13 protein-coding genes and 1 pseudogene are annotated in these 14759 nt (G+C 24.0%); 5 read left to right on the forward strand and 9 right to left on the reverse strand.

Translation table 4 applies throughout. From position 1 onward, the window contains the following. Positions 1-5: 5 nt before the first annotated feature. From atpA to ACJA27_RS02190, 8 genes are read right to left on the reverse strand one after another with little or no spacing between them, the layout of a single operon-like run. The gene (atpA, locus tag ACJA27_RS02155) at positions 6-1595 is read right to left on the reverse strand and encodes a F0F1 ATP synthase subunit alpha (protein WP_406617661.1); all 1590 of its coding nucleotides are present in this window, start codon (positions 1593-1595) and stop codon (positions 6-8) included. Next, entirely contained in the window at positions 1588-2139 is a 552-nt protein-coding gene (locus tag ACJA27_RS02160) for a F0F1 ATP synthase subunit delta (RefSeq protein ID WP_406617662.1), read from the reverse strand. The genes atpA and ACJA27_RS02160 overlap by 8 nt, the downstream gene beginning before the upstream one ends. A 1-nt stretch (position 2140) precedes the next feature. Continuing rightward, entirely contained in the window at positions 2141-2701 is a 561-nt protein-coding gene (gene atpF, locus ACJA27_RS02165; protein WP_406617663.1) for a F0F1 ATP synthase subunit B, read from the reverse strand. A 12-nt stretch (positions 2702-2713) separates the two neighbouring features. Next, positions 2714-2974, reverse strand: coding sequence for an ATP synthase F0 subunit C (atpE, locus tag ACJA27_RS02170; protein ID WP_406618302.1), 261 nt, complete (start codon positions 2972-2974; stop codon positions 2714-2716). A 36-nt stretch (positions 2975-3010) separates the two neighbouring features. Then, entirely contained in the window at positions 3011-3838 is an 828-nt protein-coding gene (locus ACJA27_RS02175) for a F0F1 ATP synthase subunit A (protein ID WP_406617664.1), read from the reverse strand. Further along, complete coding sequence (locus tag ACJA27_RS02180) at positions 3825-4274, reverse strand: hypothetical protein (protein ID WP_406617665.1); 450 nt, start codon at positions 4272-4274, stop codon at positions 3825-3827. The genes ACJA27_RS02175 and ACJA27_RS02180 overlap by 14 nt, the downstream gene beginning before the upstream one ends. A gap of 28 nt (positions 4275-4302) precedes the next feature. Further along, entirely contained in the window at positions 4303-4695 is a 393-nt protein-coding gene (gene tsaE / locus ACJA27_RS02185) for a tRNA (adenosine(37)-N6)-threonylcarbamoyltransferase complex ATPase subunit type 1 TsaE (protein WP_406617666.1), read from the reverse strand. Between the two features lies 1 nt (position 4696). Then, complete coding sequence (locus ACJA27_RS02190; protein WP_406617667.1) at positions 4697-8137, reverse strand: hypothetical protein; 3441 nt, start codon at positions 8135-8137, stop codon at positions 4697-4699. Positions 8138-8314: 177 nt separating this feature from the next. Here ACJA27_RS02190 and rpsP point away from each other — a divergent pair. From rpsP to ACJA27_RS02215, 5 genes and pseudogenes are all read left to right on the forward strand, one after another. Further along, positions 8315-8596: pseudogene (rpsP, locus tag ACJA27_RS02195) on the forward strand (30S ribosomal protein S16); the annotation flags it as partial. A 93-nt stretch (positions 8597-8689) separates the two neighbouring features. Then, positions 8690-9391 carry a tRNA (guanosine(37)-N1)-methyltransferase TrmD gene (trmD, locus tag ACJA27_RS02200; protein ID WP_406617668.1) on the forward strand — a complete coding sequence of 234 codons (702 nt, stop codon included), beginning with the start codon at positions 8690-8692 and terminating at the stop codon, positions 9389-9391. Beyond that, positions 9381-9737 (forward strand): 50S ribosomal protein L19, encoded by a 357-nt coding sequence (gene rplS / locus ACJA27_RS02205; RefSeq protein ID WP_406617669.1) that lies wholly within the window; start codon positions 9381-9383, stop codon positions 9735-9737. The genes trmD and rplS overlap by 11 nt, the downstream gene beginning before the upstream one ends. A 606-nt stretch (positions 9738-10343) precedes the next feature. Then, the gene (locus tag ACJA27_RS02210) at positions 10344-10466 is read left to right on the forward strand and encodes a hypothetical protein (RefSeq protein WP_406617670.1); all 123 of its coding nucleotides are present in this window, start codon (positions 10344-10346) and stop codon (positions 10464-10466) included. Positions 10467-10522: 56 nt separating this feature from the next. Next, positions 10523-10714, forward strand: a complete 192-nt coding sequence (locus ACJA27_RS02215) for a hypothetical protein (protein ID WP_406617671.1) — start codon at positions 10523-10525, stop codon at positions 10712-10714. Between the two features lie 203 nt (positions 10715-10917). On the opposite strand, the gene ACJA27_RS02220 is transcribed toward ACJA27_RS02215, so the two are convergent. Beyond that, positions 10918-14706, reverse strand: coding sequence for a hypothetical protein (locus ACJA27_RS02220; RefSeq protein ID WP_406617672.1), 3789 nt, complete (start codon positions 14704-14706; stop codon positions 10918-10920). Positions 14707-14759: the final 53 nt, after the last annotated feature.

The following is a 14759-nucleotide window of genomic DNA, read 5'->3' on the forward strand; positions in this document are numbered from 1 at the left end:
TAAATTTAATTTTGTGGAATATATTTTCTTAATTTTTCAGGTAGTGGATTATGATCATTAACATCATAGTTAGGAATAGCTTTAATGATTTTAACCACAATTTCAACTAAAACTTGTAAAATTTCTTCTTCAATTTCAGGAGTTAAAGCATAATTATTTTTTTGAATTTCTAAAGCTATTGAAACTCCTTTAGGATCATTTTCCATAAATTTGATGATTTTATCTCTAAACTTATGAATTTTATTTTTAGGTAATGGATCAATAACTTTTTCTTTTACTCCTAATAAAATAGCCATTTGTGAAATTTCAGCAATTGAAAATCCTTGTTCTTGTTTCAAAAGTTCGTAAACTTTAGAACCGTGTTTTAAGATTCTTTTGGTGGATTCATCTAAATCAGAACCAAATTGGGCAAAACTTTGCATTTCATTATATTGTGCTAATTCTAGTTTTAAAGAAGAAGAAACTTTCTTAACTCCTTTATATTGGGCCGTAGAACCTACCCGTGAAACTGAAAAATTAACATCAACTGCCGGTCTTTGACCTGTATTAAATAAATTTTCACTTGTAAAAATTTGACCATCAGTAATTGAAATAACATTCGTAGGAATATAAGCAGAAATATCACCTTGTAAAGTTTCAATAATAGGTAAAGCAGTTATAGAACCACCACCATATTTTTTAGTAACTCTTGCCGAACGTTCTAATAATTGAGAGTGTAAATAAAAAACATCACCTGGATAAGCTTCACGACCAGGAGGTCTTCTTAAAAGCAATGATAAGGTACGATAAGCAATCGCATGTTTTGATAAATCATCATAAACAATTAAAACATCTTTCCCCTGTGACATTCATTCTTCAGCAATAGTAGAGCCTGTATAAGGAGCAATATATTGTAATGGAGCAAGTTCACTAGCCCCTGAAATAACTACAGTAGTATAATCCATTGCTTGATGATCTTCTAATTTTTTAACAATTTGAGCCACAGTAGAATTTTTTTGTCCTATAGCCACATAAACACAATTAACATTTTTACCTTTTTGATTAATAATGGTATCAATAGCAATAGTAGTTTTCCCAGTTTGACGATCACCAATAATTAATTCTCTTTGGCCTTTACCAATAGGAATCATAGAATCAATAATTAAAATTCCAGTTTCTAAAGGTTGATCAACACTTTTTCTAGTTAAAACTCCAGGAGCAACTTTAAAAACTTCTGAAGTTTTTTTGGTTTTAATTTCACCTTTACCATCAATTGGATTACCTAATCCATCTACAACTCTTCCTAAAAGTTCATCTCCAACTTTGGTAGAAATAACTTCTCCAGTTCTTTTTACAATATCACCTTCAACAATTGAATCAGCATCACCAAATAAAGCAATTCCAACAGCTTCTTCTTCAAGATTTAATGCTAAACCATATACATTATTAGGAAAAATTACAATTTCTCCATTTTTTACATTATCTAAACCATTTACTAAAGAAATTCCATCACCAATAGTAATAACTCTTCCAGTTTCAGAAAAATTAGTTTTGCTATTATAATTTTTTATTTTATCCTTAATAATGGAACTAATATCAGTTACTTTATTAATCATTTTCTTCTCCTCTGGTCAACATAATGTCTTTAAGTTCATTTAAAGAAGTTTGAATATTATTTTCAATTGTTAAACTATCAATTTTAATTTTAAATCCTGAAATTAAAGTAGGATCAATTCTATTTATTAAAACACAATCAAATTTATAAAGATTACTAATTTTTTTAGCAATATCTTTAATTTTGTTAGGTGATAAAGGCATTGTTGTATAAATAATTCCAAATTTAATATTTAATTCTTTATCAGAAAATTTAAAATAATGTTTTAAAATTCTAGGAAAAGTAGCAAACATTTGACGATCTACTAAAAGTTTCATCATATTTTTGACAATTTCATCAAAATCTTCAAAAACTTCATCTATAAATTTCTTTTTCTTTTCTAAAGTTAAATCATAAGAAGAAAGAAAATTAATAAGTTCTCTTCCATTTTCCATATTTTCTGATAAAGATGCTAATTGATAATGAATGTCTTTTTGTTTTTTGCTTTCTTTAACTAAATCGTATAAAGCAATAGCATAACCTTGTATATTATTTCTAAAATACATCTTATTCTTCAGCTAAAAATTTATCAATAATTTCAGCTTCATTTTTCTTAGAAATTTCTTTTTCTAAGATTTTTTTGGTTAATTCTAAAGCTGTATTTACTACGTTTTGTTTAGCTTCTTCTTCCATAGTAATTCTACGATTATTAATATCTAGTTCTGCTTCTTCAATGATTTGTTTAGCATTCATTTTTGCTTTTTCGGTATAAACATTCATTACTTTTTCTGCTTTTAATTTTGCATCTTTTATTAAATCATCAGCACTTTTGTGTGCTTGTTCTAAATGTTGATTAGCTAAATCTAATTTTTCTAAACTTAATTTTTGATTTTCTTTAGCTTCATCAATATTTTTTTGAATAAAATCATGGCGTTTTTTTATTGCTTTTCTTAAAGGTTTATAAATAAGAAAAGTTAAAAAGATGATTACTAAAATTAAAGAAATAACTGTAGCAAGCATCATTGGTAAAGAAGGAAAAATCGCCTTAAATTTTTCAGAAATTTCTGATTTTAAATCAGCATTTGGCAACATTTCTTGAAAAATTTCTTGATATTTTTCTATATTCATTTTAATAATTTATTAGAAAACAAATAATAATAAAATTCCAAGCACAAGTGAATATAAAGCAGATGATTCAGAAATAGCACAACCTAATAATAGTAAAGTTCTAATTTTACTCATAGCTTCAGGATTTCTACCTACAGCTTCAACTGCTTTACCAGCAGTGATACCTTGCCCAAGTCCAACGCCAAGGCAACCAATCATAGAAATCCCAACACCAAGAGCTACTAAACCTCTACCAACATTGTAATTGTCAACTTTATTTTCTGCTAATTTCATTACTGTTTCAATCATATTTTTCTCCTTATATAAAAATTAATAAATATTTTTTTGAGTTTCTAAAACATTGACTACTTTGGTTTCAGTTTTAGAAATCTTCTTAACTTTTTTTTCAATTCTAACTGCTTCTGAAGCTCAATATATACTAGTTAGAATGGTGAAAACCATTGCTTGCATAAAAGCACCAAAAATATCAAAATACATATGAAAGAAAGGTGCTAATAAAGGAGCAAACAAGAATCTAGCTCAATGAGTATCACTAGTTTTAAAAATTAAAGTTCATAAACTTCCTAATGAATAATAAAGTAAGAAAACAATAGTTCCACCTCCTACAATATTCCCAAACATACGTAAACTTAAGGAAATTAAAGGAGCAAATTGTCCAACTAAATCTGTAGGCATTAAAAACTTTTTAAAAAACCTTCATTTTTGGAATCAAATTCCTATAACATAGATTCCTAATCAAGTAATAAGAGCTAAAGTTAAAGTTATAGAATAAGAGGAAGCAATAGGTTCTAATCCAAAAATAGAAATTAAATTACCCACAATAAGAAAAGAAACTAAAGAAAAAATATAAAACTTCAAATGAGGCATTTTCTTTTCAGTTATATCATCATAAGTATCAGTGACATAAACTAAGTATTCTTCCATAATTAATAAAATTCCCTTGGGGGCTTTATCAGCTTTTGAATAAATTTTTAACTTTATATAAATATATAAAGAAAAAATAAAACAAAAGGTCACTACAACAAATAAAGAAAATAACTGGGGTTGATTTCATTGATTTCAATTTTGAAATAATGGATTAATTTCTTCTTTTTGCATTTGTTCTATAACGTTAACATTTAAATTATTTATGCTCAATAATCACCTCCTTTCTTTTGATTTTAATTCTTGCTACAAAAATAGAAATTGGATATAGCGTCATACCCACTAAAAAACAAAAAACGTTAAAAATGGAAGTCGCTATACCAATTTTATTTTTAGATACTTTAGAATTGATTCAAAAAATATAAAAAGAAATAAAAGCAATAACTATGACATCCACTAAAAAAAGTAAATAAATCATAGCTATTGAAGTGCTTTTATTATTTTTAAGTAATATTTTAATACTAAAAATATCTTTTAGGTAAAAAATTAAAAAAGATATTAAATAACCTAGAGAAAAACCTAATAAATATGCATAACTTATAACTTTTGTAAGTCATAAAATTAAGAACAATAAAGAAAATATAAAAGCTAAAATCCAAAAAGCTATATAAACTTTTTTAAAATCTTCTTCTTTAGATATTTGCTTCATTTTTTCTCCATTTTTATTTTATTATTTTTTAATAAGTAATAGAAAAAATATGTTCATTTTTATCATTAATATGTAATTGAACAACTATTTTATCTTGATAAGGTAAATCTAAAAGTTCTGCCCATTCAATAATTACAAGTTTATCTTCAAAATAATCTTCAAATTCATCTAAATTATTTTGAAGATGATATGCATCAATATGTACTAACGGATCATAAATCTTTAAATAATTAAAAGTAGGTGAAGTAATTGGTTCTTTAATACCTAATAATTTAGCTATTTGCTTAGTAAGTTCTGTCTTGCCACTACCTAATTCTCCATTTAAATAAATAAATTGTTTTTGTTCTTTTTTCGCTATATTTAAGACAAATTCAGCAACCTTCACAATAGAATCATTATGTTTAATAGTAAATTTTTTCATACTAATTATTCATTTGTTGTAATAACTGATCCATTTTATTTTCTTCTGCTTTTAGAACAGAAATGTTGATATAAATTTCTTTTTGTAAAAAGGCTTCAGTAGCATCAATACTTTGTTTAAAACTACTTAATTTATCTTTGTATTTTTCATCATTTTGAATTTGATCATATCTGGCTTTAGCTTTGTTTATTTTTGAAATAATGTTCAATCTAACATTTTGTTTTTCATTGTATAAATTCATATATTTATTAAGAATTTTTGAAGCTTTTTCATTATTTTGTACATGGAGATGGGCTTTATTATTTTGTTCACCTTCAATAATTTCTTTCATATTATCCATTTCATTTTTAAATGGTTCAATAATATCTTCAGAATCTTGTTTAATATTTACTCCAGTAATTGAAGAAAGTAAAAGATTTTTTAAATCATTAAGATTTTTTAAGGCTTCTTGTTTCTTTTGATTAGTTAATTCAATAATTTTTCGATTAAATTCTTGAACTTCTTTATTAAATTTTAATCTTGCTTGTTTTATTTCATCAAAACTTTTATCTAAAATTGGACTAATGCTTTCATTAGCAGAAGCTATAAAAGTATTTGCTTGATCAAATAAGGTTTTATAAACTAATTTACTTTGATCGTTTTGATAATTATATTCTCTTAAAATTAAACTTCTAAATTCAGCAATAGATTTTTTAAATTTATCTTTAAAATCATTTTTATCATCAATTTTAGATTTTCAATCTCTAATTTTTTCTTTCAATTCTTTAAATGCTTTATCTAATTCTTGTTCAATAGTAGCACTATCAATAGATTTTCCTAATTGATATCTAATTTTATCTTGTCATTTATTGACAAAAGCATAAACTTCACTATAATATTCTCTATTTAAATCAGCGGTAATATTTTTAATTACTCAATTATCTACAAAATTATCAATATCTTTTTGCATATCATCTAAGTAACCATCTTTAATTCTTGATCAATCTTTAATTTTTTGTAAATAATTGATTAACTTATTACTTTCATTCCTATATACATTAACATCTGTTTCAACACGAGAAAGAATTTCTAAGGCTTCACCTATTTGTTTTCTAACTTCTTTATATTTATCTTCACTACTAATTCATTTTTTGATATTATTTTCTGCAAATAAATTAATTTCTTCAATATTTCTTCCTAATTCTTCTTTTGCTAATTTTCTAACATTAAATTTTTCCAAAATTTCATTTTTTAAATTAGTAATTTCTTTATCAATTTTAGCTATTTCTTTTTCTAAACCTTCCAAATCATTTGTTGGAGCATATTTTTCATTTAATTTAGAAATTTGTTCACTAACTGAATTGTATTTTTCATAAACAATTTTTAATAAATCAGAATCAGAAAAACTATTTAATTGTTTATTCATATCATTTAAAAATTTTTCATTTTTATCATTAATTGATTTAATTTTTGCATTAAAGTTTTTATATCTGAAATTTAATTCCGCAATATCTTTATAATCTAATATTTGTTCATATTCAGTTAAAGATTTTATTTCTTTATACTCTAAATTTTTGGTAAGTGGATCAAATCTTCAAGGTATACTATAAACTAATTTATATTTAATGGTTATAGAAGTTTCAGTGTTACTTACAATGCTATTTCTATCAAAGAATAACTTATATTTAAAATTAGAATCAGGATAAGTTATGTTAATACCACTTTGTAATCTATTGAAATAATCAGAGTTAACATCTCTTAATAAGGTATTAACAAACTCTATAAAATTAGTAGTATCAAATTCATAATTATTTTTAGGAGTTAAAACAGGTAATTTTTCATGTTCAAATTCAAACTTTTTAAGATTGTTAATTTCTTTCTTAATTTCATAATTATGGATTTTAACTTTTTCTCCAAAAATATCTATAAAATAGGAAAATTTGAAAGTTGCTATCCCTGTTTCATCATTAGGATCAATATCTACTGAATAAGTTATTTTTTTATCTTTTAAAATCTTTTTTTGTGCTTCATTAAAAGAAAAAATTTCTTTATTTTCATAAAAATATTTTTTATATATTTCTGACGGAAAAACATTATTTCCATTAGAAATATTAGGGTTGAAACTTTCAATTGAAGAAAATAAATTTTTTCTATTATTTAAAGTTTCATTACTTTGTCCATAAAAATCATCAATAATTTTTTTAATATTTTTTAATTTAGCTAAAGTAATACTTATTTTTTTAGCATTAACTCTATATTCATTATCCCATTCATTAATTTGTTTTTGAATTGGTCTTAGTAAATCTAAATATTTTTTTTCTTCAATAATATCATCTGTGTAATTTTTAACAATTTTTTTAATATTAAATAATGATTTATTTACGATATCATTTTCTAATTCAATTTTTTCTTTTTGTAATCCTTTATTAAATAAAAGAATTTTTTCTAATTCATCATATGCTCTTTTATATTCTTGTCATCCTTGATCTTTAGCATTTTCTACCACAGCAGAAAAAATTGCTTGTTCAATTGCATAAACTATTTCTGAATCTCTAGTTAAACGATTGTTTCTTTTAATTTCACTTTTAAAATCCTCTGCTGATTTAATCCCATTAGAAATAAGCTTTTGATATTCAAATTTCAAATCATTACTTTTTTTGTTTTTTACAATGTTATAAATAGATTGACCAGCAAAATAACCTATAACACTTACAGCAGCAATTGAACCAAAAAAGATTAATAATTTTCATCATAATTTATTTTTTGATTTTTTAACAAAACGAACTAATGAATTATTTTCAGGTACTAATGATTCAAAAATATTAGTTCCAGGTAAATAATTATCATTGTTTACTAAAGCTAATTCATTATTTGCTTCATCATTTAATTTATTTTTTAACTCTATTTCTTTCATTTCTTCTTCAGAAATTTCAAAAGGTTTAACTTCATTTTGTTTAAATCCAAATGCTCTTTCTAATTCAAAACTTTTTGCTAATAAAGCAGCATCAGTAACATTAGTTTGACTTGAAATATCATATTTTTTATTTTCTGCTTCATAAACAGATGCAGGAGCAGCTACTATATCTTCTTCTATTGGATTATCAACAATTATTGTATGAGAAATAGGAGTATAGTTGATTTCATTTGTAATAGTATCTATTTTTTTTGCTTTTGTTTTTTTAACTTTAACATTATTTAAATTTTTTTGTAATAAAGATAATGCTTTAAAAAAATATTGAAAATAAACTTTTGTTGAAGTTAAAAAATCATAAAATTTATTTCTTTTCAAAATAAATCTATTTTCATTTAAAACTAATATTTGACTTTTTGTATCTAATAAAATTTTAGTAGAATGAGAAACACCAGCATTATTTTCTAATTGTGCTTGATTATTTACTTTAATTTGATTATTAGCAGATACAACATCTTTTTTTTCATTTAATTCATTTTCAATTTCATTCATATTTTAAATCCTCAAAAAATAAAATTAACTTGTCTATTTATATATTTATATTAATAATTATAAATATATATTAAATATAAATATTTAATAAAAAAAATGAAAAAATCTATTACAATATTTATATTAGCGGTGTCAAGCACTATTGCTTGACAGACTAAATTAAAAATAAGGAGAAATATGGTAAAAATAAGATTAAAGAGAATGGGTAGCAAATTTAATGCTAACTACAAAATTGTTGCTGCCGATGCTCGTGCTCCAAGAGATGGAAAATTTATTGAAGCTCTTGGAAATTATGACCCTCAATCAAAAGCTTTTACTTTAAATGAAGAAGCAACTAAAAAATGAATTGAACAGGGTGCTCAATTAACTGATACTGTTTATGCTTTATTTAGAAAAAACAAACTAAATATTAAATTTAGTAAAAATAACAAAAATGTTTCAACCAAAAAAACTACTAAAAAAGTAGAAAGCAAAACTGAAACAAAAAAAGTTACTACTAAAAAACCTTCTACTAAAAAAGAAACTGTTGCTAAAAAAACTACTAAATAATTGATGAAAATAAATTTTTTAACTTTATTCCCAAATTACTTTAAACCTTTTTTAGAAGAATCGATTATTTCAAAAGCTATAAATAAAAATTTAATATCTTTTAATGTAATTGATTGAAGAGAATATAGTAGGGATAAACATAAAAAAGTTGATGATACAGTTTTTGGTGGTGGACAAGGAATGCTTCTACAAATAGAACCAATTGATATTGCTATCAATAGTTTAGAAAATAAAGGTGGATATAAAATTTTAGTTTCACCTCAAGGAAAAACTTTCAATCAAAAAATTGCTAAAGAACTTTCACAAAAAAAAGAAATAACATTTATTTCAGGAAGATATGAAGGTTTTGATGAAAGAATATCTGAACTTGTTGATATGGAATTATCTATTGGAGATTATGTTTTAACAGGTGGAGAAATTCCTTCTATGGTAATAGCAGATGCCATTACAAGATTAATACCTAATGTAATTAAAAAAGAAAGTCATATGTATGAATCTTTTGAAGAAGATGGAATGTTGGATTATCCACAATATACTCAACCAAGAGAATATTATTCTCTAACTCTTAATAAAACATTATCTGTTCCAGAAGAATTATTAAATGGTAACCATAAAATAATTAATGAATGAAGAGAAGAAGCTAAATACCAAAAAACTTTAAAAAATCGACCAGACATTATTGAAAGGATAAAAAATGAGAAATAAATTATTAGAAATAGTAGAAGAAAGTCAAATCAGAAAAGACTTACCAGAATTTACAACAGGTGATAATATTCGTGTTCACGTTCGTATTCGTGAAGGTGAAAAAGAAAGAATTCAAATTTTTGAAGGTTTAGTAATTAACAAAAAAGAATCAGGAACAAGAGAAACATTTACAGTTAGAAAAATTTCTTATGGTATTGGTGTTGAAAGAACCTTCCCAGTCAACTCTCCTCTAATAGCACAAATAGAAGTTCTACGTTCAAACAAAGTAAGACGTAAAAGATTATTCTATATGAGAACACGTAGTGGTAAATCAGCTAGATTAAAGGAAATTACAACCAAAAAATAATTTAAAAATGCATTAAAAGTGCATTTTTTTATATCCATATTTTAATTTATAAATCTATAAATAAGAATAAAAAGAAAAATGAAGGGTTTTTAAATTTTGATTATTCTATTTTAGTTTTTAAAAATAAAATAATCAAAAAATATTTTTAATTTTGCTGAACTTATCCTTCTCCTTTCACATCCTTACTTACTTATAATTCATTATCATAATGTATATACTACCATTAATGAAAAAATAACTAATATTATAAATAATGCAAATCAAAGAGAATTACAAGCTGAAGAAGATTTAAATCCTATTAATATTGACAAAGTTACTAAAGAATTATCTTCTACATATGAAGATAATAATAAAAATTTAACTAGTCTTGAAAACAAAGTTAATGAAATAAAAACACTAATAACAAATACTAAAGATGATTTTAATAAATATTATTCGACACATTCTCATTTAAGTGATATTAATGATGACATAATTAAATCTTATTAAGAAGCAGAAAAATCTTCCTCTGATCAAGCAGTTCCTAAAACCCTTGATGATTTAAACACCATTTATAATAATTTAGATAATTCTATTAAAAATGCTTCAGCAAAGTATGAAACAAAAATGAATGAGTATATAAATCAATTAAATTCTTACATATCTTTCATTAATGATTATGCTAACAAATTAAGAGAAGGTAGAGATAATAATACAGGTATCGTTGATCAAAAAATATTTCATATTTAGAGTTAATAAATCATACAGCTGAAATTAAGAAAAAAACAGATGATTCAAGAGAAACAATGGATGCAAGAATTGAAAAAATTGGAAAATTAAATAAATTGTATACTGAATTAGAACCTCAAACAAAAAGAGCATATAATCAAAGTCATGAAGCTTGTTGAAATTGAAATAAGACTCAATACAAAAAACTTATAATTATGAAAATGCCTCTGTATCTATTGAATCAAAAAATCAATTTGAAAAAGCTTTAGAAGAAGCAAAAATATATTAAATGCAAATTCACCTATAGATGATGATACTATTGCTGGAGCAATTAATTTATTAAACTCCTCTTCTCAATATTGAATTAGTAATAGAAGAGGAAGTTCATATTGTCGTAATGTTACATATTGATGTCCATAGGATTTACATGATATTAAAAATAAGTTGGAAACCCCAACTTATTTTTTTGTTTTTAATATCAAACAACACAAGCACAATCTCAACCATTTGTGGAATTTCTTGTACATATAGAACTACCACCACTATTATTATTTCAATGATCTGTTGAATTAGATAAAGTCTGTGTAGCTGATTTAATTTCATCATCAGTTTTTACTTCATTTGAAGTTAACAAATCTTCAGCATTTTTTAACGCTTTTTCAAATTCAGCTTTAGCAGAAGTTGATTGAGAAAGATTATAATAACCTCTTCGTTTTCAACCACCACCACAAACTTTACAACATTGATGACCGGTATTGTATTGTCTATCTTTGTGTGGTATTGATGTATTAATTTGTGAAGTTAAATCATTTATAACAGTAATTCTACTATTAATAGTTCCTCTTGAATTATTTAATAAAGATTCGCAAGTTTCTACATGTGATTTTAATTGACTATAAGAAGTTTTTTCTATTGAAGGAGAAGTTAATGTATCTTTTAATCTTTTTAATTCAACGATACCAGTATTACCATCTCTACCTTCTCTTAATTTATCTGCATAATTATTTACTTCAGAAGTAAATGTATTTAATCTATTAATATAACCATTCATTAAATCTATATATTTAGATCAAGCCGCATCAATAGAACCTTTAATATCACTGTTGATATTATTTAATTCATCAAGAGTCTTAGCACCTTCTTGACCAGAAGCAGATTTTTCTGCCGCTTTATATTTAGCCACTAATTCATTATCAATACTTGATAAATCAGAATGTGTTGAATAATATCCTGTAGATTTAGATTTAGCATCTTGTACCAGTTTTTGAATTTCACCAACTTTGTTTACAAGAGCATTTAAAGCATCATTATTAGCATCATATGTAGAAGATAATTCTTTAGTAACTTTGTCAATATCACTAGGGTTTAAATCTTCTTCAGCTTTGGATTCTTTAGTATTAGCTTCTGTAATAATTGCAGCAATTTTATCTTTAACGGTGGTGTAAACGGCATTTTCTGAAGCTCGATTTCTTAAATCTACTCATTTTGCTAATATTTCATCATAAGCTTTTTTAGCTTTTTGAAGTTTTTCTAAGTTTTTACTAATGTAATCATTAACAAAAGCATTAGCTTTATCAGTTCAATATTTATAAGTTTTTTCATCATTACCATTAGCAGATAAAGTTGAAACTCAATTAGCATCTAATGATTTTCTATATGTATTAATTTTATCTTGATCAGTTGTGCTAAATTTATCTTCACTACTATTGATAAAACTTAATTTATCATAACTTTTATCTTCTGCTGTGAAGCCAGGGAATTTAGAGGTAATGCTTGTATATTCAGATTGGAATTCTGCTTCATTGCGATTTCTACGAGCATGATTCATATAGTAAGCCATTTTTTTGATTGCTTCTACAAAATCATTACGTTCTTGAATTTTTTGTTTTTTATTAATAATTAAATTATTTTGTTGTTTTTTCAATTCATCATATTTATCTGAAACAATTTTAAATGTGTTTTCTCCAGTAATAGTTCCACTATTATGAGTAGCACTTAAAGCTTTTTTAGCTTCTACATATTTTTCTTCATATAAAAGTTCAGAATCATTAGTAATTGTTATATTAGTAGCATCTTCTTTATTTGTTTCTTCAAATTTTTTAATTTCACTTTCAAATTCTATAATTTTTTGAGCAGCAAGTTGTTTAGCTTCTTCAAATTTATTTTTGAAATTATTTATTTCATTTTTTTCTGCATTAGTAGTTTCTTGTAAGTGTTTAATTTCAGCATCTAAATATGATTTATCACTCTTGTTATTTTCATCACCAACATAATCATAAGCAGTTTTCGCTCTATTAATTGATTCAATCATTATATTTTGAAGTTCTGTAACATTAACAAAACTTACATTAGTAAATCATTTATTTAAAAATTCTACTTTTTCATTAATTAATTTTAATAAAGCAATTTTAGATTCATTTTTAGCAATTTTATGATTTTTAGCTTGTACATATGCTGTTTTTAAAGTTTCTTTTAATGAATCAAAACCAGGAGTAGTGTAAGCATTTTCTGATATTGATTTATCTTTTGCATCTTTTAATGCTTGTTCCAAAGGTTTAGTAATATCTTCATAATCTTGAGCTTTTAAACCTTCAACAAATGGTTTATCACCTTCAGCTTGTTTGGTTAAAGTAATACCATTTGCATATTTTTGAACTTCATCAATAAAATCATTTAATTTTCTAAATTTTTCTAATTCTTTTGCAATTTCTACTGTTAAATCATTATAAGTTTTTTCTAATTCTTTTATTATAGTAGTGAAATTATTAATTTTGTTTTCATCTGCCTCATTACCATTAACAGCAGCAATACCTTTATTTTTTAATTCAATTAATTTATCAATAATACCTTGAATGTATTTTTTATCACTTAAATTAAATTCTATATAATTAGAAATTTTTGCATTTCATTCTAAAATTTCTTCATATTGTTGCTTAGCTTTTGTATATTTATTTATTACTTCTACAGCTTTTGTTTCAAAGTCTTTTTGTGCCTTTTCTAAAGTATTAGTATCTTTAGCAGTTTTAGTTAAAACATTATTAGCATCATCTAAAACTTTTTTAAGTTGTTCATCAAAATATTTTTTTAAATATTCAACATCAAAATAGAAATTTTTTCTTTGTTCAATAACTAATTTAAATGATGTACGTTTTTCATTCATTATTTCAAAATTATTGTAAATATTTTTGAATTTTGTTTCAAAATCATTAAAATCTTTTTGTAATTCTTCTGATTTTTTAAATGATTCTTTTTTTAATAAAGTAGTTATTTTTTCAATAACATTATTTTTTAAGTCTTCTGATTGTTCTTTGTCTGCTTCTTTATATTCACTAGTACTCATATTTTGATGTAAAGAATTTACTTTAGCTAATAAATCTATCAATTTAACAAAAGCAAGATCAATTTTATTTTTTTCCGCAATCATTTTGGTTAATAAAGGAGATAACAATTTATTTGCTTTAATATAAGCATCTAAAAATGATTGTCTTTTTTCTTTTGCATCTGGATCACCAGAATCTTCACTAGGAATTTCTTCAACTTTAGTAGTTATTACTTTATTTACATCTGGATTTTGAATAGAAGTTTCTATTTCTTTTCCTAAACCATCATATTCTTTTTTAAATTCATTTAAAGCACCATTTTTGAAATTTTTACTTGAAAAATCATTTAATTTAGAAATTAAATATTTAATGTAATCTTGTTTTTGTTTTAAATCAGATTTGTTTTTATTTAATTTAATAATTTGTTCAAAATTAATTTCTTGTCTTACTTTAAGTGTTTTGGTAATATCGCCTTTTTTACCATTTTTTAATTTTCTTGAAATTTCATATTCAAAAATCAATGTATTTGAATCTTTTTTAGAAACCGAAATATATTTATAAGTATTAAATTCTTTATTTGTTGGGTAATTAATACTTATAAGTTTATCATTATCGTTTTTGCCAATATAATCTAATTCTCCAGTTAAACCATGTTGAGAATTTCTAATAGTTGTAACAATGGTATCAATACTTTGGTATGATCCATCACTTTTCATTGCATAGTGCGCTTTTAACCCTAATTTGTCTACTCCATCTTCTGATTCATCAAAAGCAAATTTTTTAAATCCATTAATTGAACGAGAATCTTTAGTTTTATGGAAGACAAATTTTTCTAATGATTTGTATCCTTTAGTAGGATCACTAGGATCAATTAATTCTAATTTACCATATCAAAATTCCACATCATAATATAAAACACCATTTACATCATCTGCATACATTGTTACATCTGCTTGTAAGTTATTATTTAATAATTGTGAGGTAGGACTAAAAA

The organism is Mycoplasmopsis lipophila (assembly GCF_045276895.1).
Lineage (GTDB): Bacteria > Bacillota_I > Bacilli_A > Mycoplasmatales > Metamycoplasmataceae > Mycoplasmopsis > Mycoplasmopsis lipophila.